Below are 26,275 nucleotides of genomic sequence, written 5' to 3'. Positions count from 1 at the left end.
TTTGTTGTATATAATTCGACTAGTTAAAATTAATGTTCTTATAATAGTAATTGCTTCAATCTATGTATTTATCATTATTAATTATTATTGGTCAAACTTTTCCTTATTTAAAAATAAAGTAAAGAAGAATAAACTACTTTGTAGTTTATTCTTCTTTATGTTTCTTTACTTTTTGTCCATCATCACCATAATAATAGTAATAACTACCATAATAGCCCTTTTTGCTTGCTACATCTACCCTGTTAAGCACAGTTCCTATTATGTTTGCATTTACATGCTCTAAAAGTTCTTTTGCCCTTTGTGCCGCTTCTATTTCTGCAACTCCTGAACTTACAACCATTATAACTCCATCAACCATTGTTGATAAAATTTGCGGATCTGTAACTGCTATTACGGGTGGCGCATCAAGTACTATGTATTTAAAAACTTCTCTAGACTCTTTTAAAAACGCCTTCATTCTCTTCGACGCTAACATTTCTGTAGGATTTGGCGGTATTTTCCCTGCTGTAAGTATACATAAAGTTTTATTATACCAGTGTCCTGCACTTTCAAATTTAGTCTGTCCTGCTAATACATTTGATAATCCAGTATAATTCGATATTTTAAATTTTTTATGCACACTCGGCTTTCTAAGATCACAGTCTATTAGTAAAACTGAATTTCCTGATTCAGCCAACGCTAATGCTAAATTACAGGAAGTAGTAGACTTCCCTTCTCCTGGACCTGAACTAGTTATCAAAATCATCTGCATTTCTTTATCGAAACTAGAAAATTGTATGTTACTTCTAAGTGTCCTATAAGCCTCTGATATAGGTGACTTAGGATTGTCCTTAACTACTAGCATTAATTCTCCCCCTCGTTATTCTTCTTCATATTCTGGTATTACCCCAAGCACCGGTAAATCCAAATATCTCTTTATATCATCTTGAGTTTTCATAGTTTTATCCATATATTCTTTAATAAATGCTATACCAATTGATACAACTAATCCTAGCACAAAAGCTATTACAATATTTAAAATTTTCTTAGGCTTTATAGGTGCAGTAGGTACTGATGACCTGTCAATTATTCTCGCATCCCCTGCTGTATAAACTGATTTTGAAACCTCAACAAAACTGTCTGAAAAATCATTTGTAAGTTCAGCCGCCTTTTCTGGTGACTTTGCATTAGCTGTTATATCTATTATTTGAGTACCTGTTTGAGGTGTAACACTAACTACTTTAGAAATCTCATCAGAACTAGTTCCATCTGCAAGTTTACTTACTGTTTTTGATGCTACAGCCTTAGATTGCGCAATTTGAGCATATGTTTTAGTAAGATTTTGAGACATCATAACATCATTGTATTGCTCATTTGTACTTGATTTAGAATCATTTTTACCTATTATTACAGTAGCATGCCCTTGATAAGTAGGTCTTATTATAAAAAAACTCAAAAGAGCCGAAAATAGCACAAAAAATATAGTTATTACCGCTATCATTCCCTTTTCTTTATTCAAAATTTCAAACAATCCGGCAATATCTATATCATTTTCTTGTTCCATCAATTTCCCTCCTAAATATCTCTAATTTTTATTATTAAACTTATTACAGCCTATTATATTATAAACTAAAAACATGTATTTATAAATAGGTTAAAACTTTTTTATTTAAAAAAAGAGAAAAATCCTTTTTTTCTTTTCAATTTCTGAGCAGTATTTTTAATATTTGCATTTTCTATAAGATAGTCAGCATTTTTTACAAAATTTTCAGCCATATCCTTATCAATTTTAGATATTTCTTTAAGCGCATCCTTATACCCAGGGCATCTTCTACCTGTTGTATGAGCATCAGAAGCAATAAAACTTACAATGTTATCTTCTATAAGCTTTACTGCGGTTTTTTGAACAGTCTTACCAAAAACACCTGTTACACTACCTGCATTCACCTGAAAGTATATACCTTCATCAATAAGATCATTTATCTTATATATATCTTCCTGTATATATCCATACCTTTCAGGATGAGCTATAATAGGCTTAATTCCAGATACTTGAAGTTCGTAAAGTATATCGGAAGCATTATCTGGTAACGTGCCCATATCAAACTCCACAAGCATATAGTTAGTGTTTTGTATACATCCAATTACACCATTTTTATGTGCTTCAAGAGTATGATTATCTATAAACACTTCCTGCCCTGGTATCACTTCTATATTTACAGATTTTTCTTTAAAAGTTCTATTTAATTCCTGTACCTTTTTAGCTATGTCATTAATGCTATTTTCAAATCTTCCTCTAAAATAATGCGAAGTGGCAATCATTTTAGTAAGACCTGATTCTTCTGCTATTTTCATCATTTTTAATGTAGTTCCAAGAGAATTTGAACCATCATCAATCCCTGGAATTATATGCGAATGAATATCTACCATAAAATTGCCCTCCTCCTTGTAAAATCATAATTATTTAGCTGGTATATTCACAAGTGATGCTTTAGGTGTAGGTTTTACATCCTCAAATATATATTTTCTCATTTGATCAGAAGTTGCACTTAAATCTGCTTTAAGATACCAAACCCCATCTACCGTAAGGCCACTACAGTAACCATCTATAGGAAATCTCTCCTGATCTACAGACTTTATATTCATAGAAAGAAAATTTGCACCATCTTTGGCAATATCAATACTTCCTAAATTTGTTTCAGTATACGGAAGAAGCTCATTCAATATACTAAGCATATCCCCTTTACCTTGATTTTTCACCTTATTGAAAACTGCTGTAAGTACAGTTCTCTGTCTCTCTGTTCTCTCAAAATCTCCACCTGCTGTATACCTTATTCTAGAATAAGCAACAGCTTGTCTGCCATCCAATAATTGATTTCCAGCTGAAGTAACATGATTTGGTGTGATTTTTTCAAGCTTAGATACTTCATCAATATACGCATTAAGATACTGTATTTCATCAGGCTGAACATTTATTTCAACACCATTAATTTTATCTATAATCTTCTCCATGGCATAAAAATCAACAGTAACATAATCTTTAACATTTAAATTAAAATTTTCATTTATAGTCTTTATAGCAAGCTGCGGACCACCATAAGCGTAAGCATGTGTTATTTTTGTCATACCATGACCATCTACATTTACATATGTATCCCTCATTATTGATGATAATTTAAGTTTCTTATGATATGGATCCATAGTTAAAATCATAATTGTGTCTGAACGTGAAATGTCTGTCTTTTTACGTCTGTCCAAACCAAATAAAGCTATGTTTACAGTATCTTTATACTTATCCAAATCATTCTGAGTTTTCTGTGATATTCCCAAATCAGATGGTTTTTTTGATATAGTTGTTTTTTTCATTTTACTGATTTTTGAATAAAAATATCCACCAGCAACTACACCTACAGCTACAATTAGAATAAGAAATGTGATAAAAAACTTTTTCCAAAATCCAAATTTCTTTTTTGTTGTCATTTTTGCCTCCTATTTGCTAATTATTGTAAACTTACTAGTTTAATATATATTCTATATAATTTATCCTTTCAGAATATAATTTCTGCATTACCATATCATCAACCTTAAAATTATTAACTAATTTACTGTATTTACTATATAAATTATTAAAATTAAAATCATCTATATACATAATTGAATCTTCAACATTAAGTTCTAAATTTTTAATTGCTCCGGCAAATTTAGAATAATAGTATCCATCTGTATCTGTTATTACCCCTATACATGGCTTTTTATTTCCTAGAGCAAGAACCAAAGGATGATATCTAAAAGAAAGAGAAAATTTACAATTTTTATATACTTCATCAATAAAATATATGTTATCTATATTATTTATTGAATCTACCATACTTTTATTTTCTATACTATTTATAATATAATTAATACTATTGTATCCTTCAATATCTTCTTTATGGAAATTAACTAATACAATATGTTTATTTTCTTGCTTAATAATATAATTACAAAACTTAGCAATATTATCTAATATAACTTTCTTTCCTTTCTTAGCTCTATCAATCCAAGCCATTACCTCTATAACAATATATTCATAATCTTTCTTATAACTTTCTATTTTCTTTTTACTCTTTTCAATAAACAATAAATCATCTGGACCCTGTAATATTTTATTACTATAATTCATATTTATTAGGTTATTGTATGAAAATAAATCACTATCTCTAACCATAATACTTTTAACAAATTTAACGCTATTAGCCACATAACTCTCAAATTGATCAATTGGACCAATAGTATTACCTAAAAAGAATATATCTTTATTTAAAAAATGTGCACAATTGATTTCACACATAAATTTAATATTATCTAATTTCCAACTATTTTGGATGTATCCGCCGCCCATAAATATAATCTTATCGCATTCTTGAAGTTCCTTTAAAAAGCTATCATTAATTGATGATAAATTCCCTTGAAAAGTACTATTCCACATATTGTCCCAATATTTTGCCTTATAAAAATTTTTCTTACCAGTTATAATACCTAATTTATTTATTACTTTTTCAATAAAGCTAAAATGTTTAGTTAAATCATCAACCACATCATATTTTATATCTATATCTTTTAAATTATTTTTTATATTGTTTTCTGTATTTTCTATGTTATAAGAAAATATTTTATATTCGTAATCACAATAAATATTATAAAAGTATCTAAGATTATTGATAAGCATAGCATAATCACCAAAATCATTACAACCAGTTGCACCAAAAATGCCAATAATTTTATTCTTTATCATACAGTACTCCTTATCAAATGAACTAATTAAATTTCATCAAAAATAAAATTTAAATTTTTAATACATGCTACTTTACTATATTCTTTGAAATACTTATTTAATATCCATGTACTTCTTATACCACTTTGTACTAATATACCTTTTATATTTAATTCTTCTGCTGCTTTAATATCATCTTCCGTATCACCAATTATAATATCGTTGGAATTAACCTTATATTTACTTTGTATAATTGATGATTTATTTCTATCACCATGCTCCAAAATTAATATATCATAAAAAATGTCTTTTATTTTTAAACTTTTAATTTCGTATAAAAAATTCTCTGTATTACTTCTTCTAGTAACAAGAATCAATTCAAATCGCTTGCTTAACTTTTCAAGGGAACTTCTGCTAAATTCAAATATTTTATTGTATCTCAGATAATCTAAACTTTCAATTTTACTTTTCTTTAATTTATTCCATTTTTTCTTATCTAATCTACTATCGTACATTTTATTAAGCCAATCTATTTCATTGATTCCCATTCGCTTTAAACTCCAAAATTCGTCAATTGTAAGGACATTTTTATATTTTTCATCTATATTGTCAATAAAAAACTTATACAATCTAATTTTATTACTTACTATAGTCCCATCAAAATCAATAAAACATTTTCTCTTATCCAATATACATAACCTCTTGATAGTATCTCGTAATAATACTACCCCACTTTACTTTTTTTAAATTTTCGTTAAGTAATTCTTCTGAAGATACTATGCTCTTTAAATTTATAAAGTTTTCTATATAATTATAACTTGCTAGTATACTTGATACACTAGCTCCCCCAAACCTAGGGTTTAACTCTATAAAGTAATATATATCATTCTTTTTAATGAATTGTATATTACACAAACCAGGAATTAAAAAATTCTTCAATATCCTTTTGCATATATTTATAAGTTTTTCATCATATACAATTTTTATTTTTGTAGCAACACCTGCTTTAACTTCAAGCCTTTGCCTTGGAATTATAATAATAGGCTTACCACTTAAATCAGATAATATATCCACAGTGTATTCTTCTCCATCAATATACTCCTGCAAAAATTCATCATCGTCTAGAATACATTTTTGATTATTTTGTAGTATTCTTATTCCCTTGCTACCAACACAAATTCTTTTTCTCGCTATCTTTTTATTTTTATAATCATCACTAACAATTTTAGGTATATCAATACCAATACCATTTAATGCTTTACACGACAAGTATTTATCTGAAAATAAATCAACGCTATCAATATTAGGTAAAATTACCTGTATTCCCTTAAATCTTTCTATATTTAATGCAATTTTTTTTATCTCAAAATCATGTACTGGTATCAAAATATCAATTTTTTCATTACTTAATATACTAACTAAATTATCTATATAATTTTGATTATTATAACTTAATGACTTATGATACTTATCACATAAAACACTTCCAGCTGTATATCCATAATCATTGATATCTAAGCCCAAAATATTTATTTTTTCATTAATTTTTCTCAGACATTTAATTATTCCAATCGCTGTTGCTGTTCCAACTGAAGTTATTGAAATATTCATTTTTTACCTTCATCCTTTTTTTATTATCCTTTATTGCAATTATCACTACAATGAATTATTATAAAAGCTTGTTTTTTAATAATTTAATATCATCTTTATATGTATAAATATATATACACACAAGCACTATACACAATAATAAACTTAATAATAATTTACCCCTAAAAGCATTTCTCCATACTACCAAGAATAGTAGCATTAATAAACTATTAATTTTAAATCTAAGAGATATATCTACTAACCTCATTTTTGTTAAAACTATAGAACAAATTAAAACAGAAATCACATACCCTGAAAGTGTGCCTATAGCAGCGCCTTCTATTCCTATTATTGGTATTAAAAAATAATTAACACCTATATTTACACAAGCTCCTATACTTAGAATAATGGCAGATGGTCCTGTTTTTTTCTTGACTAAAAATTGATTACCTATAGTTTGATAAAGCATTAATAATAATGGTGCTAAAAACATATATGGAACTATAATTGCTCCTTTTACATAATCACCTGTAAAAAATATCTTAAATATAGGTCCTGAAATAACAGTTATTGCCAAAGTGGCTGCATAAGAAATCATACCTAAATATTCAAATATTCTTGATGTCATTTCAACTTGATCATCACTTTTCATAGTAGCAAATGCAAAATACTGCCATCCATTTGCAAATGCAGTATATATAAATTGACTTACAGATGAAACTCTAGCTCCAACACCATATATTCCAACATATGAATTTCCCATCGTATTAGCTATCATCATCCTATCACATGAATTAAATATCCAATATACAAGAAAATTAGGGGTAAGTGGAAGACCTATTTTTAATAATTGCTTTAACAATTTTAAATTTATCTTTCTTATGCTAAACCACTTAAAATTCAACAAATAAAATATTATAAGCATTGATAAAGATGCTAAAAGTGCAGCAATTGGCAATGCCATTATGTACATACCCTTTAAAAGCAATGGAACAGATATAGAATATGATATTATTGGCGTTAATGTATTAGTAATCAAAAAAATCTTTCTTTTATTCTGCATTCTTGTTGGCGCAGATATAATAGAATTTGTACTTCCTATCAAGATAGATAGTGCACTTATCATTAATAAATTAGTATATTTATATGAACTAAAAAATATTTTTGAAAAATAAGATTTAAAAAGTATCATTACAACAAAAACAACAATTGAAGTTACTACTACAAAATAAAAAGCTGTTGAGCATACTTCCTTTTTAAATTCAATATCATCTTTATCAAAAAACATTCTAAACATAGCATCATACATACCAACTATTGCAATTGCAGAGCCAAATGAAATTATAATATTTGATATATCATTTAATCCATAATAAAATGTATTAGGCATAAGCCTTGTAATTATTGGCAACATTATTAGAGGTACTATTTTACTTATAACACTTCCTAAACCATACACCAAAAAATTTTCTATAAATAATTTTCCCCTATTCATAAGTTATTCCTTTACTTCCACTTGTTTATTTTATCTATAACATAATTTATTTCTTCATCACCCATACCATACCACATTGGTAAGCTTATAACCTCGCTTGATATCTTTTCAGCTATGGGTAAATCACCTTTTTTATATGGTAAGTCCTTATATGCATCCTGCTCATGCATAGGAACTGGATAATGTATAACTGTACCTATCCCATTTTCCTTTAAATATTTTTGAAAATCATCTCTATTTTCAGTTCTTAACGCAAAAATGTGCCAAACATGATTAGTATTTTGGGCTACAACTGGTTTAATTACTTTAGAATTATTTATTCCATCCATATATTTTTGAGCTGTTATCTGTCTATTTGAATTCCATTTTTCTAAATTTCTTAATTTTATTCTTAAAAAGGAAGCCTGAACTTCATCTAATCGTGAATTTACTCCTTTATATATATGGTGATATTTTCTGTCTGAACCATAGTTAGCAATAGCTCTGATTTTTTCAGCTAATTTTTCATCACTAGTGACTACTGCACCTGCATCACCTAATGCTCCTAAATTTTTACCTGGATAGAAACTAAAACCAGCCGCATCTCCAAGATTTCCAGTTCTTTTTCCTTTGTATAAAGTTCCATGTGACTGTGCAGAGTCTTCTATAACCTTTAAATTATATTTTTTAGCTATAGCCTTAATTTCATCCATTTCAGCTGCTTGCCCATACAAATGAACCGCAATAATAGCTTTTGTTTTATTTGTTATAGATTTTTCTATAAGTTTTGGATTAATATTATATGTATCTATATTAGGCTCTACAAAAACTGGAGTGGCACCAGTATACGAAACAGCCAAAGCAGTAGCAATATATGTATTTGATGGAACTATAACTTCATCTCCTTGACCTATATTATATCCTCTTAATATTAAGTATAAGGCATCTAAACCTGTGGCACATCCAACGCAACATTTAGCTCCACAAAATTTAGCAAATTCACCTTCAAATTCTTTAACTTCGTTACCTTGTATAAACCAATTTTTCTCATATACTTCTTTAAATTTATTTAAAATTTCTTCTTCAATTTCTTTATGCATTGGTTCAAAACTTACAAATGGAATTCTCACACTAAACACACTCCTTAAAAAATTTTTTTAGCCTCTTCTAAATAAAAATCATAATTTCGTATATAATCTTTTTCATCATAATATTCAGAAGCAAGTACAAGTAACACACTGCCTTCAGAAAAATCAAACATTTCTCTCCAAATAAGAGGACCTATGTAGAGACCCGTAGCTGGATCATTTAACTCAACAACTTCTTCACCATTAGGATTTTTTAGTCTTATCTTAACAGAACCATTTAAACATATTAGAACTTGATGCAATTTTCTATGGGAATGAAATCCTCTAGTTATATCAGCTTCTACACGAGTTATATAATAAACTCTTTTTATTTCAAATGGTATATCAATTTTAGATTCTATCGGTGTTAAATGACCATACTTGTCTGTTATATCTTTTAACTTTATAAGCGCGGTATTAAACATATTTTTCCTCCTATTGTATACTATTTTTTTCTAGTTGCAAACTACTTAACCAAGTATCGTAATCTGAGTCATTCCATGGCATACCTCTTTTAAATGTATAGCGCCATGGATAAACCAATTTTCCTGTAACTTTATTCCTAACATCCTTAATTGAACCTATCCTTTTAGCTGGATTACCTACAACAACTGTCTCCTTCAAAACATCTTTCGTTACAACAGATCCAGCACCAATAAGTGAATCTGTATATACATGAATTCCAGGCAAAATTATACTGCCAGCAGATACAATTGAAAATGATTCAACTGTCACACCCAGCATTTCATCGGATGGTGGTGTTGCATCATTAGTAAACAAACAATTAGCAAAAATCCAAACAAAATCTTTAATTATACTTTCTTCACATATGAATACATTACTGTGTATTCGTACATAATCTCCTATTTTACAATGATGTTGAATATCACACAAAGTGCCTATACTTGTATTATTACCTATATTAGTATTTTCTCTTATAGTAACTTTATGACCACTTTGAAAATTATCACCTATAACTGTATCTCCATATATAACATTTTCTGTTCTTATAAGAGAATTTTCACCTATAACTAGAGGATGTTTTTTATTCTTTCTATCCTTATAAAAATCATACAAATATTCTCCTAATATACTTCTTGCACCGATAAAACTCCCCCTTTTTATATGAACATTATCTCTTATAATACATCCATAATCTATGTACACATCATCTTCTATAACAACATTTTGACCAATTTCAACTCCATTTTTTATAGTTACATTTTCACCTAGTTTACACGATAAAGGCAACATAATAAGCTTTCCTCCTTATATCAACATTCATAAATATCTCTATCTATTAGTTTTAACTTTTTTAATATTTTATAAAAAACTATATCTGGATAAAGGATTCCTAAAAAGAAAATATTACATTCTTTCGTTAATTTCATGTATTCAAATTTTTTCAACCTATATATTGTTGTTCCAATTATTTTCTTATATGGCAATATCTCTTTACTTATTACAAGATTAAAATCATTTTGTAGTATCGAATTAGTTTTGTGCACAGTACTAATTCCACCAACCCTATATTTTATAATTGGCAAATCAATAAAGCCTATTTTTTCTCCCTTTCTTAATATCTGCATATACTTGGGATAGTCTTCTAAAAGTATATATGCTTCATCAAAAAGACCGTATTTATCAAAAAATTTTCTACTATATGCTGTTGATGAACCTGATATAAAATTTTGCTTACATAAAATCCTATACAATTTATCATTATCACCACGCAACATTTCAATTTGTTTTTTAGTAGGTAAAATTTTCACCTTTGCATTAATAGCTTTATTATACATTATCCTATATCCACTTAATATTAAAATATCATTATTTGTAAAAAATTCAACAATAGATTTTATAACATTTTCATTATAAAAACAATCATCTATTGCTAAAGGTATAATATACTTTCCATTACTGTTCTTTATAGCATTATTAAAATTTTTTACAGTACCTAAATTTTTTGTATTATGAATTATTTTGTAATTCACTATATTAACACTTTTTTTGTTATCAATATAATCTTTTATGTATTTATAGTTAAATTGTTTTGAACAATCATCACTTATTATTAGTTCCATACTATCGTAATTCTGCATAAATATAGAACTCAAGCATTCGTCCAAATATTTCAAATTATTATACGTTAGTACAATAATTGAAACAATTTCTTTATTCATAAAATTAACTCTCCTTATCATCTAATAAATATATCATTAAATATATTTATGGCTATTTCTTATACAAACCACATAAACAATATTAGAAGCACACAAAACAATAACAAAAATAATCATAAAGACATCTAAAGATCCCAAACACAATGAAAATAGATCTACATGAGCATATAATATATAATAAGCACATGTTGCATATAAAATTCCACCTATAACATTACTTGAAAATTTATAATATAATTTATTTCTTACATAAGACGTTAAAATTCCTATTGTAAATGAAAAAATAATAGAACCAACAAATCCAAAATAAATGTATCCCAAAAAATTATGTCTAGGATTTGGCCCTGATACATAAGTTACATTATAAAAAGCTTGAAATACTTGTAATCCTAAGTTATTTTTAATAAGATCACTGCCATAGCCTTGTATAAAATGCTTAAATAATATTAAATTCCCCAAAAAATTTGTAATAAAATTTCCAGTACTAATTTTGTATAATAAATTAGTATCAACATATGAGTAAATAAAAATATCACCTGATATTGCAATTCTATGAAATATATATTCAACGGTATCTCCTAATTTATTTCCTGTATATCTAAATCCAGTTATTAATATTGCAAATAAACATGCTATAATTAGTATTTTAGAACTAAAATTCAATATTTTTTTATAAATTAATTTATAATTATCTCTGAATTTGTAAGAAAATACAAGATAATACTGACACAAAAATATTATTATTACAAAATTACTCTTCCATCCTGAAAGTATCAAAGTTACAGATATAAAAATAAATACAAATGAATTATATAATTTATACGGGAGATTCAATTTTTTCATATCCATTAAATTATCAATAAAAATACATATTATAATTGGCAAGCAACCAGTTAATATTCTATTAAAAATACCCGCCTCATTTTGCAAATCCAGTAATGATTTTTTAATTTGATTATAAAAAATTGGAACTCCAAATTTTATATATATGTATAATTGTATTACTATATATATAAGAGAAACCATTACAAACATAATTTTCTTAATATTGAAGTAATACTGACTTTTAGAATTATCTATTTCTTTTTTTACTTTTTTTATATTAATTCTCGGAATACACATAATGCCAACTAAAAATGCTATTTCTGTCAATATATATTGTGTAATAAAATATTTGTTTATATATTTTAACATATATAAAAAAATATTTGTTGCTGTAGTACCAATTGAAAATAGAGTAAACAAAAGCATTGGATCAAATATACTATCTATTTGTTTCCTAAGCAATAACAAATACGTAAATGCTACAATAACAAAAATTAAAATGTACATTCCAAAATTTTGACTCATTATAGTATAAAAAAAATCTAAGGTCATATAATACCCTCACTTCTTTAAAAATATTTCACTTTATATTTTATTATTTAAATTCATATTATTCCTTATTCCGTGTACTATTGCATAAGCCTTTTCTTTATTTCCCGTAAAATAATATTGAATATACCTAATAATTCTTGTAAAGTAGAAAAAAGCTTTTGATAAAATAAATTTAAAGTATCCTACCCTTTTCCTATTTTTATTCATAAAAAGTACTCGATTTCTAGTACACCATCTTATGGAAAATGCAGATTCTTCGCCCCCGCCTGACAAACCCACTTTATGGTAAATAACTGCTTTGGGTTCATACCAAATCATGTATCCACATTCTTTAACCCTAACACAAAAATCTACATCTTCAAAATACATGAAGTATTCTTCTGATAATGGACCTACTTTTTCAATTACTTTTCTTTTAACTAAAATGCAGCATCCTGTCATAAAATCTATTTCCTTTTCGTCATCACATTGTCCATTATCAATTTCACGCATTCCAAAGTGAGTTCCGATAAATTTAAACCAATCTATTTTGCCGCCGCCAAACCATATCTTTGTAACTTCCGGATAGTACATTATTTTACAACCTACCATACCTATAGATGTATTTCTCGAAAACGGTACAAGCATATTGCTTAAAAAATCTCTTTCTACTAAAGTATCATTATTTAATAAAAGTACATAATCTGCACCCTTCTCAAGTGCATATCTCATACCTATATTATTTCCTCCTGCAAACCCCAAATTTTTCATAGACCTCAATAAAATACAATCCTTCAATTTATCATTTATTCTTGCAACTGATTCATCTGTTGAAGCATTATCTACTATAATAACTTTATAATTTTTGTAACTTATTTTCCTTAAACTTTTTACACATTCTATGGTATCTTTATAAGCATTATAGTTTACTATAATTATAAATACTAAAGACATCTTACCAACCTTCCCACTATCATATATAACATTAATTATTCTAAAATTCCATACAAATGTACATATGTACAAGCTCATACAAATACTAATTAAATTTTTTATATTTATAAATCAGTAGAATTTTTTACATTAATCAAAAACTTATTATAATCTTCGCCTATTGCATCCCACGAATAGTTTTGTTTCATTAACATTAAAGAATTTTTTACTAATATGCTATAATCGGCAGGATTACTTAGTATTTTTGAGCATTGATTTATAAAACCTTCTTCATCATTAGCCAATATAACGTGTATTTTATCTTTAAATTTCGTTCCCTCTATTCCTTTAGATGTTGTAACAACAATCTTACCATTACCAAGAGCCTCAAATAATTTTATTTTGACTCCTCCTCCACTTTTTAATGGTATAACAACCAAATCAGCCTTGTGAATATAGGGTTCTACACTTTCCACTTCACCTGTTACAATAATATCATCATTAGCTAATTTTTTAACTTCATCAGTTGGTTTTTTCCCAACAATATAAAACTTTAAGTTCTTAACTTTTTCCTTGATATGAGGAAATATATTTGTACAAAACCACTCAACTGCTTGTACATTGGGTTGATAATTCATTTTACCTGTAAACAATATAATTTTACATCCATCATTAATTGTAATTTTTTTTTCATTATTAAAATCAACATCATATCCCTGTGGTGTAATATTATACCTTTTAATATTATACATATTTTGAAACACTTCAGCATCCTTTTCTGATATGAACGTAAACCCATTTATTAAATTAGATTTATATATTTTATCCTCAAATCTTTTCATTTTAATATATTCTATATAGAATATTGCCTTATGTATATAATTTTTTGAATTTTTGTATATACTTTGAAACACTTTAAATTCAATATTATGTTGTGTAATAATTTTAGGTATATTATTATTTACAGGACAATTTAAAATCATCTCTGGAATATCAATAATTATCAAATCTACTTTCTTTTCACTTGCAATAATTTTCTCAATATCATAATACATATTTTTATTATATCTAGATACGACAGAATACGGTTTAAATAAATTTAAAATTGCATTCTTATATTTATTTTCTCTTCTATATATATTTACTTCTGAACAAACTTCTTTTATTTTTTCAAGCTCTACTTTTTCACTATTCTCTGCTAAAGTATACAAAAATATATTATTTGAATGTTTTTGTATTTGCTTCAATCTTTCCCATGTATATATTCTGCCACCTGAATTCGCAGGATATGGCAGTTCCATTGATATAAATATTATATTCATTTCATCACCTATTTGACCAATCCATATACTTTTAACACAATTGCACAATAATTTTACGCTTATTAACGAACTTCTATACCATTTTCCAATGATTATCATTTTTAAATTCGTTAAATTTATACTTAATAAAATCATTTATTCTTTTCTTGAATACTTCTTCCCTAAATTCCTCTGCATGAACTCTTATAATTTTCTTATCAAATTTAATTTTTTCAAATTTTTCAACGGATACTTTTAATGCATTTACATTTTGCTCTTCAAAGAACACCCCTGTAACTCCATCAACTACTGTCTCAAGTGCTCCGCCTTTTCCATATGCTATAACTGGTCTTCCACTTGCCTGCGCTTCAAGCGGCGTTATACCAAAGTCCTCTTCTCCTGGAAATATAAAAGCCCTACACTTAGAATAATAATCTTTAATAACTTCATCTGGCTGTCTTCCCAAAAACTTTATATTATCTTTGGCCATAGTTTTTAATCTTTCTAGATCTTTGCCACCACCAATTACAACTAGTGGAAGTCCTAATTCATTAAAAGCTTGCACCGCCAAATCTATTTTTTTATATGGAACCAACCTAGAAACTATTAAAAAATAGTCCTCATCAATATCACTTATATTGAACAAATTACATCTTACAGGAGGATGAATAACTACACTTTCCCGTCTATAATGTTTCCATATTCTTTTAGCTACATTTTCAGAGTTAGCTATAAAGTAATCTACTCTATCGGCTGAAACTTTATCCCACATTCTTATATAATTCATTACATACTTTAATAGTCTACCTTTTAATTTATTTAATCCCCATTCATTAGCATATTCATAATAATATTCCCATGCATACCTCATAGGAGTATGACAGTAACAAACATGCATCGTATTAGGATTTGTAATAACTCCTTTTGCACATGAAGAACTGCTGCTTAAAACAATATCATATTCGTTTAAATCAAAGTTCTCAAATGCCATAGGCATAAAAGGAAGTAACTTCTGGTGTCCCCTCTTAATATTTTTAGGGCTTTGAAGAAAAGACGTCCTTACATCAATATTTTGTAGTTCACCGTCCAACTTTTCTGGATTATATAATGTAGTATAAATAGGAGCATCCCTATATAACTCCTTAAAATTTATGACTACTCTTTCCGCTCCACCCATATTTGTAAGCCAATCATGTACTAAAGCAATTTTCATCAGATATACTCCTAATCTAAAATAATCATTTTATTACTTTTTTCTTAATTTCTTTAATTCTTTCAATATCATCTTTCCTACCAACAAAAATAATATCATCACTTTCAACAACAAATACATCTGAAAGTCCAACAACAACTATTGGTTTTTCTTTTCCAACTAATATATTATTTTTGCTGTCTATACTTTTTATTTCTCCAACACATACATTGTTATCTTCATCCTTGTCCCTGTATCTTTCAACAGCATGCCAGGTTCCTATGTCATCCCATCCAAAATCACATGGAATTACATATATATTATCTGCCTTTTCCATTATTCCATAATCAACAGATATATCATCTACATTAACATATTCTCTTTTTAGAGTATTATTAAACTCGCTGTCACTTGATATTGCTATTTCCCTTAAAATATTATATGTTTTATTTAAATATTTCTCAGTAAGTTTAAGTATTGTAGAACATTTCCATATAAACATACCACCATTCCAGAGAAAATTTCCTACTTTAAGGTAACTTTCCGCTTTTTCTCTGTTAGGTTTTTCTACAAACTTATCGACTTTTCTTATTTCAAAACCATTTACTTTTTCTTTTATTTCTCCTGATTTTATGTACCCATACCCTGTTTCAGGTCTGTTAGGCTGCATTCCAAACGTAACTATAGAATCATCATTCTCTTCAACAAAATTATTTGCTGACTTTATCGTATCTAAAAGTTTATTGTCATTTACTATTAAGTGATCAGATGGTAATACAACTATAGATGCATCCTTGTAATATTTGTTTATCATAAAAGCTGAAAGTCCTATACATGGTGCTGTGTTTTTTCCCACTGGCTCAACTATTATATTTCTTTCAGGGAGCTCTGGAAGTTGCTTCTTTAAAATATCTACATATCTCTCAGCAGTTACAACAAAAATTTTTTCTATACTTATTAACTTTTCAAGTCTTTCAACAGTCATTTGAATCATTGTTTTATCACCCAAAAGCTGCAAAAACTGCTTTGGTTTCTCATCTGTCGACAGAGGCCAAAATCTTTCTCCTTTACCTCCAGCCATTATAAGTGCACAAAGCATATGATTCCTCCTTATCTTGCTCCATCTTTTTTAATAACTACTACAAATGTTTTTAATATTATTTTTATATCAGACCATATTCCCCTATTATCTATATATTTCATGTCTAGCGCAACCCTTTCTTCATAAGAAGTATCACTTCTTCCACTAGTTTGCCACAATCCTGTAAGTCCTGGTTTTACGCTTAAGAATTTTTTGCCGTATTTGCCATACTTAGGTAGTTCCTTTTGAACAATAGGTCTAGAGCCAACTATTGTCATGTTGCCTATAAAAATATTTAAAAGCTGTGGTAACTCGTCTAAACTTGTCCTTCTAAGAAAATCTCCAACTTTAGTTATTCTTGGGTCATGCTCAAGTTTAAAATTTTCTTTATATTCTCTCTTTTGCTCTGGTGTTAATTTTTTAAGAACCCCTTCTGCATTTTCTATCATAGTTCTAAACTTATAAACTTTTATATGTTTACCTTTATATCCTAATCTTTCATGTCCAAAAATAATAGATCCTTTAGAATCTATTCTGATAGCAACCGCAATTAAAAGCATAAATGGACTCAATAATATAATACCACAAAAAGAGCCAATCAAATCTATGATTCTCTTTAATATGTAATAACCAATACTCTTCTCACCAATTTTATCCTGCACAAATACAACGTTATCGTCATTTAATTCCAAATTCTGCAATATATGCCCCCCCTTGCATTTTATAATACTTGTCCTTTTCTCCTATTAATTATACACTAATTCTTTTTTAAATTCATTATTATTTATCATAATTTCTGTATTTTAGTCATATTTAATTTATTCCATTATTACATTATACGGCAACCAAACCAATTATACAAAAAAAAAGAATATGTAAATCTTATTATATATTACAGCCTAATATTAATGTAAATATACATTTATGATATAATTATATAAAACTACTGCAAAACTTAATTTTTACATTTTCCAAAGTACTTATTTACATATACAAATAAAATTTTCAACTTAAAAGGCAGGTGTCATCCATGAAAAAACTATTATTAATTCTAGCATGTATTTTATGCTTTTCATTTATATTTTATAATTCTTCTCAAAACACAAATACATCTAACGCGCGAAGCTACCACTACACAAATGATTTAAGAAATTTATACAGAAAATTAAAAGGCGAAAGTAAAAAAAACTACAACACCCTTCCAGCAAATCAAAGGGATGAAAAAATAAACATCTTCATAAGAAAAAATGCCCATGCTTTTGAATACCTTTTACTTGCAATTATAGTTACAATTGTTCTTTTTAGCTTTGGTCTTAAAGGCAAAAATGCAGTGGTTTATATATGGTTTATATGCTTGTTTTATGCTGTACTTGATGAATTTCATCAGTTATATGTTCCTGGAAGGACATCCCAGGTATCTGATGTTATGATAGATTTTCTTGGTGCAAATATTGGTATGTGGATAAGCTATTTTGTATATTATGTAATACTACGCAGAAAGCATAATAAAAACTAAGAGTTTTAGTGGCATGTCTTTCGCCGCTAAAACTCTTTACTTCTAGTACTGTTTGGCCTTTTCTTCTCCTCTTAAAACTCTAAGTCCACCTTCGGCTAAAGCAAGAAGCTCATCTTCTCCTCCGTACTGTACTACAGGAGCTATGAATTTTACTCTGTCAGTTATTGCTTTGCATACATGATCATTGTAAGCAATTCCACCTGTTAAAATTATAGCATCTACATTACCACTTAAAACAGCAGCACATTTTCCTATTTCTTTTGATACCTGATAAGTAAAGGCTTCATATACAAGCTTGCAGTTCTTATCTCCTTCAAGAGCCTTGTCTACTACAGCTTTAAAGTCAAGTGTATTTAAATAGCTGACTACTCCGCCTTTACCGTTTATCTTTTTCATTACTTCATCTTCAGTATATTTTCCGCTGAAGCACATTCTTACGAGGTCTCCTATTGGAACACCGCCGCTTCTCTCTGGTGAGAATGGTCCCTCTCCATCAAGACCGTTGTTTACATCAACAACTACTCCCTTTTGGTGTACTCCTACGGTTGTACCTCCACCCATGTGAGCTACTATAAGATTTAAATCCTCATATTTCTTTCCTTTTTCCTTAGCATATCTTCTAGCAACTGCCTTCTGATTTAATGCGTGAAATATACTTTTTCTTGGTATATCAGCCATTCCTGATACTCTTGCAACATCTGATAATTCATCAACAACTATTGGATCTACTATGTAAGCTGGAATATTAACGCCTTTAGCTATTTCTTTTGCTATTATTCCTGCAAGATTTGCAGCATGTTGTCCCTGTACTCCTATTTTAAGGTCGTGAAGCATTGCATCATTAACCTCATAAGTACCACTTACTAGAGGTTTTAGCATTCCACCTCTTCCAACTATTGCATTTAAACTTGCAACTTCTATTTTAGCTTCCTTTAAAGCGTCTAATATTACATCTTTTCTGAATTCAAATTGATCAAATATTGTTTTATATTTTGCTATCTCTTCTGCTGAATGTCTTAAAGTCTTCTCAAATACTTCTTTTTCATCGTCATAAACACCTATTTTAGTTGAAGTAGAGCCTGGATTAATTATTAATAATCTATACATGTTACTTACCCCCACTATATTATTTATTACCTGCAACTAATGCTGCAAGTGCTATAGAATTCATCTTTGTTTCATGACTGTCAGCTCTTGAAGTTAAAACAACAGGAGCAGAAGTTCCAACAAGTATTCCACCATTTTTAGAGTCAGTTGTATATGTTAAAGTTTTGTACATTACATTTCCTGTTTCTATGTTTGGCATTAAGAAGATATCTGCTTTTCCAGCAACTTCTCCAGTTACGCCCTTATGTTTTGCAGCATCTTGTGATAAAGCTATATCTAATGCTAAAGGTCCATCAACTACGCATCCTTTAATTTGTCCTCTATCACTCATTTTTGAAAGCATTGCTGCATCAAGTGTTGCAGGCATCTTAGGATTTACAACCTCAACAGCACATATTGGTGCTACCTTTGGTTTTTCTATTCCAATTGCATGTGCTACTTTAACTGCATTATTTACTATATCAATCTTTTCTTTTAATTCAGGGTATGTGTTAAAAGCAACATCTGTTAAAAATAAAAGTCTATCAAATTTTTCAGTTTCAAATACTGCAACATGGGACATAGTTTTTCCTGTTCTTAGTCCAACTTCTTTGTTTAATACAGATCTTAGGAAAGTTGCTGTATTTACAAGTCCTTTCATTACCATGTCTGCTTTTCCTGTTGATACAAGCTCTACTGCCTTTAAAGCTGCTTTTTTAACATCAGGCTCGTTTACTATCTCAAATTGATTTACATCTAGTCCTATTTTAAGTCCTATTGATACGATTTCATCATGATCTCCAACAAGAATAGCATCTGCAATGCCATTTTTCTTTGCATCTCTTATTGCTTCAAGTACAGGTGCATCCTGTGCTACAGCAACAGCAACCTTTTTCATTTCTTTACTTTTTACTTTCATGATTATTTCATCAAAACTCTTAATCACAGTTCGTACACTCCCTTTTAATTTTTAATATACCCATGTTAAATGATTAACGTGCTCATTTATATTTTAACAAACTTTTCACATTAAGTTAAGCTTTTCTGAAAATTTTTATATATTTATTTTATATTTCTTCATTATACTTTCTGCTGATTTAATTCCATCAACTGCAGCAGATATTATACCGCCTGCAAAGCCAGCCCCTTCACCAGAAGGATACAAGCCTTGTAATGAAATACTTTCAAGGTTCTCACCTCTAACTATTTTTACTGGTGCAGAAGTTCTTGTTTCAATTCCTGTCATAACAGCATCATTATACATAAATCCTGTTATTTTTTTGTCAAAATCAATCATTCCCTCTTTTAAAGAGCTAATAACATACGAAGGAAGACACTTAGATAATGCTGCAAACTTATATCCTGGAGTATATGACGGCTTAACGCCTCCTATTTTAGTAGATACGGTATCCTTCATAAAATCACCTACAAGCTGAATCGGTGCATTATAATTTCCTCCTCCATTTAAATAGGCAAGATGCTCATAATATCTTTGAAATTCCATACCTATAAGAGGATTTTTATCACTTATATCTTTGTTATAAAGTCCTATTGCATTTTTAAAATCATCTTCCTTAACCGTTACAACAATAGCTGCATTTGAATTTTCCATATCTCTTCTGTAATTGCTCATACCATTGCATACAAGTCTTTCTTGTTCTGATGATGAAGCAACAACTGCTCCTCCAGGGCACATACAAAAACTATATACTCCTCTTTTATCTTTTGTAGTATGTGACAACCTATAATCCGCTGCTTTAAGTCTTGGATGATCTTTATATTTTCCATATTGACTTTCATTTATAAACTCCCTAGGATGCTCTATTCTAACACCTATAGCAAAAGGCTTTGGTTCTAAAAACACTCCTTTTTTATAGAGCATTTCATACGTATCTCTAGAGCTGTGACCTACTGCCAGTATTACACATTCGGCAGGTATTTCTTCGCCATTTACCACAACTGCACAAATAGCATTATTTTTTACAATTATATCCTCTAGTCTACTGTTAAAAATTATTTCTCCGCCTAAATTTATTATCTTTTTTCGTATATTCTTAACAACTTTTTTTAATATATCCGTACCTATATGTGGTTTTCCCGAATAAGTTATCTCCTCCGGTGCCCCACAGCTTACAAATTCATCAAGAACTAAACCGCACCTAGAATCCTTTATCCTCGTGGTAAGCTTACCATCAGAAAAGGTTCCAGCTCCACCTTCTCCAAATTGAACATTTGACTCTGTATTTAATTCACCAGTTTTCCAAAAGTTATCCACAGTCTTTGTTCTGTCATCCACATTTTCTCCTCTTTCGATAACAATTGGTGCATAACCATTCTGTGCAAGTGTTAAAGCAGCAAACATTCCACATGGTCCCATTCCAATAACTACAGGTCTAGATTTAAGTTTTTCGTGGCCAAATTGAAATTTTTCTTTCGGCTTATCTTTTTCAATAAATGCATCTCTTCCGTGAATCTTTGATATTATTCTATCCTCATTTTTACACTTTACCTCAACGGAATAGTTGAATTTTATAGTGTTTTTCCTTCTTGCATCTATAGATTCCCTTAGAATTTTAAATTTTTCAAAATCCTTCTCTGAAATTTTAAGCTTCTTTGCTGCCCTTTTCCTTATATTTTCTTCATCTTCATCTATATCTAAAATTATATTATTAATTCGTATCATATAATAATTTTCTCCTTATTTTGTTATAGTAACATTAATCTTATCTGTCGTCTGTGAAACCTTTGTAACGCCTGAAGGCAGTGTTAAATTTATTGGAAGGCTGTACGTTCCTTCACTTAAATTACTTAAATCCACAGAAGCTTTTATATCTCCATCCTTTATGCCGTTAATAACCGACTGATATCCAGATACAACTACCCCTACAGTATTGCTTGCCATTTGTGATTTTAAATTTGCTCCTAAATTTACCGTGCTTATATTAACACTAAAGCTCTTTTGTATAATATTATCTGTTACTATATTTACACTCACAGTATTATCGGAATTAGCAAGTTTGATACCATCTGGAACTACAAGTTTTACATTTAAAGTTTGTGCAGCAGAAATTTTTGACAAATCTATAGCTTCTGTATTGATTGAAGATATATTACTAAGGCCATCGTTTGTTCCTACCAATTCTATATTTGATATACTTGGAGTTATGGATTTTATCTTTACCCCATTGGCTGGCTGCCCTGTAGTTACTACATTTATGGCTGCACTTTTAACTTTCCTTCTTTTAGTCAAAGTTATATCTATATTCTTAGGTTCTATTTCAACGCCATTTACAATATTTCCTTTAGCATCAATAGCTGTAAGCTTAGCTTTACTTGTAAAAGTATCTTCATCTTCACTTTTAATAACCGCTGTTGCCTCTACGTGATCTACTGTAGAGACTGCCTCAGATGCTCCAGAAATATTAGCTTTAGATGGATTTGAAAATGCTTCATAAAGTTCTGTTAAATAAGTAGTTTTTCCTTGCTTTTTTACAGCTACAGCAACACTTTTCTTCTCTATTTTGTCTACTCTTACACTCACCCACATGTTATCTCCTTGAACAACATTTACATTATCAGGAGATTTTATTATTTGGACAGGTATGTTATTTTCACCTTGCTTTACCGCATAAGAGCTGATATCAGCTACTATCTTAAATTCACCCGCTTTGACTTTATATATATCCGCTGCATTACCCTTTATTGTAAGTGTAATTTCAAATTTTTGATTAGGTGCAAGGGTAAGATTACTTGACTTAAGGGAATCAGTATTATTTATTGTAACTGGAATATTTTTAATTTTATAAGTTTTAATAGGATTTTCATAGTTAGTAATGTACATCCACAAACCAAATGCAGCCAAAAAACACATAATCCTAACTACTATTTCTTTTTTTGTTTTTGTGTCCACCCTTTCACCTTCTCCCAAAATGTAATTTTCTTTCTGTACCTATTCATAATTATATTCATCAATATTTCTTTCAATTTTTCAGGGGTATAATTTCTTGTGAGTTTTCCATTTATAGCAAGTGATATATTTCCGGTTTCTTCTGATACTATTAGAACTAAGGCATCAGAATTCTCTGATATTCCTATTCCCGCTCTATGCCTCGTTCCAAGCTTTTTATTTAAGTCATTATTCGAAGTAAGTGGCAAGAAACACCCTGAAGCTACAATTCTGTCATTTCTTATTATTGTCGCTCCATCATGGAGAGGTGTATTTACTACAAATATATTTTCTAATAATGCCGATGATACTATAGCATCAATTCTGGTACCTGAGCTTATTATATCCTCAAGACCAGTGGCCTGCTCAATTATAATAAGTGCCCCTGTTTTGCTCTCTGATAAATTTTTCACACTGGTAATAATCTCTTTTAACAGCTTATCTATTGCATCTCTATCCTGCAAAATATGTCCTTCAGCAAATGCACTTCTTCCAAGATGTTCAAGAGCTCTTCTTATTTCCGGTTGAAATATTATTATTATAGAGAGAACACCTATAGTTATAGTTCTCTGTAAAATCCAATTAAGCATTGTAAGATTAAAAATTTCACTTAGAGGTATCAATAAAATTATTAAAAGTATTCCCTTTAACAGCTGCACAGCTCTGGTTTCTCTCATGATACTATAAATTTTATAAAATATGTATGTAACAACAAGTATATCAACTACAGACCACACAGTTAATCCCTTAAGAGAATTTTCTATAATGTCTATTACTTCCAAATTTTTCACCTCCACCATATTAGTTAACTATAATTATAATTATACACTATACAATGAAAATTTATATGGATTAAATTTATAATTTTTTATTAAAAGAATATATAATTGTTTTTTTACATAACTATATACATAAGAGGTGATATAACAGTGAAAAACTTTATCAATAAAAAAATAGCATTTATAAGTTTTACTACAATTTTAGCATGCACTCTTGTGTTTTTTATAGCCTATAACATAATTCTAATAAATTCTTATGAGAACTACAAAAACTACATAAATAAAATTGCAACTTCAATTAATAGTGCAAATAATATATCAGTAAAATTTGATGCAAAAGATACTAAAAAACAAGCATCTAACAGTATACATTATCTTCTTAATATCAAAAAAGATATAAATCACACCCATGTAATAAACAAATACAAATATATAATGTCATCTTTAAATGCTGGTATAACTGAAAATATTCTCGCCTACAAGCAGCTTATTTTATGTATAGATAATCCAGATGATCCTAACTTATCTTCTTCTATAAATTCACTTGATAACTATCAAAAACTCTGCGTAAAAAAATATTCAGAAACGAATTCATTTAAAAAAGATCTAATTACGACCAACAATTTTTCAGCTCTTTTATACAATTCAAAACATTATTTTGCTGAAAAACAAGCACTAAAAAAATACAATGCCGTTTCGTCTTCTGAATTGAGTGAATTTAATTCCAACATTTCTACTATGGCTAATGAATTTAATTCTATACGAACAAATTTTAAATTCTATGCAGAAGAAGCAAGAAATAAAAAGATCTCGTACAATTACGCACTTAAACAAATAGAAGATAACCAAAGTAATTTAAGTAATTTTGAACAAAATTTAGCGAACCTTTCTATTCCACAAAATAAGGTTGATGTTTTCTGTGCATTAAAAAAGTCAGTAAATGATTATAAACTATACATAAAAGACTTTATATCTGCTCTAACCTATGAAGAAAATTCATCTGACACTTACCTTTCTGCCTCAGATATATCTAAACTATACAATGATTCAGATTACAAATTTAAAAAAACAAATGAGGACTTTGATAAATTTAACAAGCTGTACAAATAGATTTTTTATGATTTATATGAATTTTTTTCATAATCTTGCGCATAATATCATTAGCCTGAATTAAAAAACACGGGGAAACCATTTTTTGGGGTGAATCACATGTTTATGTGTAGGTTTGTGCCTTTACCGAATCCGTCAGCTAACCTCGTAAAATAAAAGGAGGAATATTGATGAAAAAATTCATTTGGGCTATTATGCTTTTTGTTTCAATTGGATTTTGTTTTCCTAATTCTTGTAGTGCAAGTACTTTTTCTATACCAAAGGAGGGAATTCTTTATAAACCTTTATCAGCAGTCAATGATGAAAAGGTCGAGAAAAATTTATATGATGAAAAGGTCGATTCTGTTCAGGTTTTTAATCCTAATGGCAATTCCATTTATATCACCAATAATGATATTAATTTAATGGCACAGGTGGTATACGCTGAAAGTTGCTCAGAACCATACGAAGGTAAAGTGGCTGTAGCATCTGTTATTCTAAACAGACTTCAAAACCCAGAGTTTCCTAAATCCATAGGCGATGTAGTTAAACAAAAATATGCTTTTTCATGCATCAGAGATGGGAAAATAACAGTATCACCAAATAAAGAATGCTACAATGCAGTTATGGATGCTTTACATGGAAATGATCCAACTCCCAAAGCTGTATATTTTTATAACCCGAGAATATCAACATCCTCATGGATGAATAACATACAAAAAGAAAATGTAAAAATTATAGGCAATCACGTATTTTTTAGAACATATAAATAGAATAACAATATTGCAGAACATTAAATAAAATTTATACATCTAAAAGTCTAAATAGTAAAATTCTAAGATGTATTAAATTTTATTTAAATCGTTCTGCAATATTGTTATTTTATTTTT

Annotated in this window: 26 protein-coding genes and 1 riboswitch; of the genes, 3 read left to right on the top strand and 23 right to left on the bottom strand. The window is 28.7% G+C overall.

Annotated elements, in window-relative coordinates; all coding sequences use genetic code 11:
- Nucleotides 1-145 precede the first annotated feature (145 nt).
- The 18 genes from BEE63_RS13185 to BEE63_RS13100 form a co-directional block, all read right to left on the bottom strand.
- A complete protein-coding gene (locus tag BEE63_RS13185; protein WP_066021825.1) occupies nucleotides 146-844 on the bottom strand; it encodes a CpsD/CapB family tyrosine-protein kinase in 699 nt (232 codons plus the stop codon).
- Between the two features lie 15 nt (nucleotides 845-859).
- Nucleotides 860-1,543 carry a YveK family protein gene (locus tag BEE63_RS13180; protein ID WP_066021824.1) on the bottom strand — a complete coding sequence of 228 codons (684 nt, stop codon included), beginning with the start codon at nucleotides 1,541-1,543 and terminating at the stop codon, nucleotides 860-862.
- Between the two features lie 101 nt (nucleotides 1,544-1,644).
- Nucleotides 1,645-2,409: a tyrosine-protein phosphatase gene (locus tag BEE63_RS13175; protein ID WP_066021823.1), complete on the bottom strand. Its 765-nt coding sequence runs from the start codon at nucleotides 2,407-2,409 to the stop codon at nucleotides 1,645-1,647.
- Between the two features lie 30 nt (nucleotides 2,410-2,439).
- Entirely contained in the window at nucleotides 2,440-3,459 is a 1,020-nt protein-coding gene (locus BEE63_RS13170) for an LCP family protein (RefSeq protein WP_066021822.1), read from the bottom strand.
- Nucleotides 3,460-3,493: 34 nt separating this feature from the next.
- Nucleotides 3,494-4,753, bottom strand: a complete 1,260-nt coding sequence (locus BEE63_RS13165) for a polysaccharide pyruvyl transferase family protein (RefSeq protein WP_066021821.1) — start codon at nucleotides 4,751-4,753, stop codon at nucleotides 3,494-3,496.
- A gap of 26 nt (nucleotides 4,754-4,779) precedes the next feature.
- On the bottom strand, nucleotides 4,780-5,421 hold the full coding sequence (locus tag BEE63_RS13160) for an HAD hydrolase-like protein (RefSeq protein WP_066021820.1): 642 nt from the start codon (nucleotides 5,419-5,421) through the stop codon (nucleotides 4,780-4,782).
- Complete coding sequence (locus BEE63_RS13155) at nucleotides 5,414-6,343, bottom strand: ATP-grasp domain-containing protein (protein WP_066021819.1); 930 nt, start codon at nucleotides 6,341-6,343, stop codon at nucleotides 5,414-5,416. Before BEE63_RS13155 ends, BEE63_RS13160 begins: the two co-directional genes overlap by 8 nt.
- A 58-nt stretch (nucleotides 6,344-6,401) precedes the next feature.
- Nucleotides 6,402-7,817: a lipopolysaccharide biosynthesis protein gene (locus BEE63_RS13150; protein ID WP_066021818.1), complete on the bottom strand. Its 1,416-nt coding sequence runs from the start codon at nucleotides 7,815-7,817 to the stop codon at nucleotides 6,402-6,404.
- An 11-nt stretch (nucleotides 7,818-7,828) separates the two neighbouring features.
- Entirely contained in the window at nucleotides 7,829-8,926 is a 1,098-nt protein-coding gene (locus BEE63_RS13145) for a DegT/DnrJ/EryC1/StrS family aminotransferase (RefSeq protein ID WP_066021817.1), read from the bottom strand.
- Between the two features lie 14 nt (nucleotides 8,927-8,940).
- On the bottom strand, nucleotides 8,941-9,348 hold the full coding sequence (locus tag BEE63_RS13140) for a sugar 3,4-ketoisomerase (protein ID WP_066021816.1): 408 nt from the start codon (nucleotides 9,346-9,348) through the stop codon (nucleotides 8,941-8,943).
- Nucleotides 9,349-9,358: 10 nt separating this feature from the next.
- Complete coding sequence (locus tag BEE63_RS13135; RefSeq protein WP_066021815.1) at nucleotides 9,359-10,177, bottom strand: acyltransferase; 819 nt, start codon at nucleotides 10,175-10,177, stop codon at nucleotides 9,359-9,361.
- A 20-nt stretch (nucleotides 10,178-10,197) separates the two neighbouring features.
- A complete protein-coding gene (locus BEE63_RS13130) occupies nucleotides 10,198-11,106 on the bottom strand; it encodes a glycosyltransferase family 2 protein (RefSeq protein WP_066021814.1) in 909 nt (302 codons plus the stop codon).
- A gap of 36 nt (nucleotides 11,107-11,142) precedes the next feature.
- Nucleotides 11,143-12,483 carry an O-antigen polymerase gene (locus tag BEE63_RS13125; protein WP_066021813.1) on the bottom strand — a complete coding sequence of 447 codons (1,341 nt, stop codon included), beginning with the start codon at nucleotides 12,481-12,483 and terminating at the stop codon, nucleotides 11,143-11,145.
- A gap of 33 nt (nucleotides 12,484-12,516) precedes the next feature.
- On the bottom strand, nucleotides 12,517-13,494 hold the full coding sequence (locus BEE63_RS13120; protein ID WP_081312542.1) for a glycosyltransferase family 2 protein: 978 nt from the start codon (nucleotides 13,492-13,494) through the stop codon (nucleotides 12,517-12,519).
- 26 nt (nucleotides 13,495-13,520) lie between these two features.
- Nucleotides 13,521-14,816 (bottom strand): glycosyltransferase, encoded by a 1,296-nt coding sequence (locus BEE63_RS13115; protein WP_175400847.1) that lies wholly within the window; start codon nucleotides 14,814-14,816, stop codon nucleotides 13,521-13,523.
- Nucleotides 14,791-15,909 carry a glycosyltransferase family 4 protein gene (locus tag BEE63_RS13110; protein ID WP_066021810.1) on the bottom strand — a complete coding sequence of 373 codons (1,119 nt, stop codon included), beginning with the start codon at nucleotides 15,907-15,909 and terminating at the stop codon, nucleotides 14,791-14,793. Before BEE63_RS13110 ends, BEE63_RS13115 begins: the two co-directional genes overlap by 26 nt.
- Nucleotides 15,910-15,934: 25 nt before the next feature.
- A complete protein-coding gene (locus tag BEE63_RS13105) occupies nucleotides 15,935-16,987 on the bottom strand; it encodes a mannose-1-phosphate guanylyltransferase (protein ID WP_066021809.1) in 1,053 nt (350 codons plus the stop codon).
- 11 nt (nucleotides 16,988-16,998) lie between these two features.
- Nucleotides 16,999-17,670 (bottom strand): sugar transferase, encoded by a 672-nt coding sequence (locus BEE63_RS13100; RefSeq protein ID WP_066021808.1) that lies wholly within the window; start codon nucleotides 17,668-17,670, stop codon nucleotides 16,999-17,001.
- Between the two features lie 329 nt (nucleotides 17,671-17,999).
- Between BEE63_RS13100 and BEE63_RS13095 the strand changes: the two genes are divergently transcribed.
- Complete coding sequence (locus tag BEE63_RS13095; RefSeq protein WP_066021807.1) at nucleotides 18,000-18,485, top strand: VanZ family protein; 486 nt, start codon at nucleotides 18,000-18,002, stop codon at nucleotides 18,483-18,485.
- Nucleotides 18,486-18,527: 42 nt separating this feature from the next.
- Here the strand turns inward: BEE63_RS13095 and buk are convergent, their stop codons facing one another.
- From buk to cdaA, 5 genes are all read right to left on the bottom strand, one after another.
- Nucleotides 18,528-19,592, bottom strand: a complete 1,065-nt coding sequence (gene buk / locus BEE63_RS13090) for a butyrate kinase (RefSeq protein ID WP_066021806.1) — start codon at nucleotides 19,590-19,592, stop codon at nucleotides 18,528-18,530.
- A gap of 19 nt (nucleotides 19,593-19,611) precedes the next feature.
- Entirely contained in the window at nucleotides 19,612-20,517 is a 906-nt protein-coding gene (gene ptb / locus BEE63_RS13085; RefSeq protein WP_066021805.1) for a phosphate butyryltransferase, read from the bottom strand.
- Nucleotides 20,518-20,625: 108 nt separating this feature from the next.
- On the bottom strand, nucleotides 20,626-22,254 hold the full coding sequence (locus BEE63_RS13080; RefSeq protein ID WP_066021804.1) for an NAD(P)/FAD-dependent oxidoreductase: 1,629 nt from the start codon (nucleotides 22,252-22,254) through the stop codon (nucleotides 20,626-20,628).
- 15 nt (nucleotides 22,255-22,269) lie between these two features.
- Nucleotides 22,270-23,481 (bottom strand): CdaR family protein, encoded by a 1,212-nt coding sequence (locus BEE63_RS13075; RefSeq protein ID WP_066021803.1) that lies wholly within the window; start codon nucleotides 23,479-23,481, stop codon nucleotides 22,270-22,272.
- Nucleotides 23,454-24,299 (bottom strand): diadenylate cyclase CdaA, encoded by an 846-nt coding sequence (gene cdaA, locus BEE63_RS13070; protein WP_066021802.1) that lies wholly within the window; start codon nucleotides 24,297-24,299, stop codon nucleotides 23,454-23,456. Before cdaA ends, BEE63_RS13075 begins: the two co-directional genes overlap by 28 nt.
- 147 nt (nucleotides 24,300-24,446) lie before the next feature.
- Here cdaA and BEE63_RS13065 point away from each other — a divergent pair, with 147 nt between their 5' ends.
- Both BEE63_RS13065 and BEE63_RS13060 read left to right on the top strand, forming a co-directional pair.
- Complete coding sequence (locus BEE63_RS13065) at nucleotides 24,447-25,406, top strand: hypothetical protein (protein ID WP_066021801.1); 960 nt, start codon at nucleotides 24,447-24,449, stop codon at nucleotides 25,404-25,406.
- Nucleotides 25,407-25,451: 45 nt separating this feature from the next.
- A riboswitch (cyclic di-AMP (ydaO/yuaA leader) is annotated at nucleotides 25,452-25,573 on the top strand.
- 3 nt (nucleotides 25,574-25,576) lie between these two features.
- Nucleotides 25,577-26,158 carry a cell wall hydrolase gene (locus tag BEE63_RS13060; RefSeq protein WP_066021800.1) on the top strand — a complete coding sequence of 194 codons (582 nt, stop codon included), beginning with the start codon at nucleotides 25,577-25,579 and terminating at the stop codon, nucleotides 26,156-26,158.
- The last annotated feature ends 117 nt before the right edge of the window (nucleotides 26,159-26,275 follow it).

Origin of the sequence: Clostridium pasteurianum, assembly GCF_001705235.1 — a bacterium.
Classification (GTDB): Bacteria; Bacillota; Clostridia; order Clostridiales; family Clostridiaceae; genus Clostridium_S; species Clostridium_S pasteurianum_A.
This window is presented reverse-complemented; position numbering and strand designations above follow the sequence as displayed.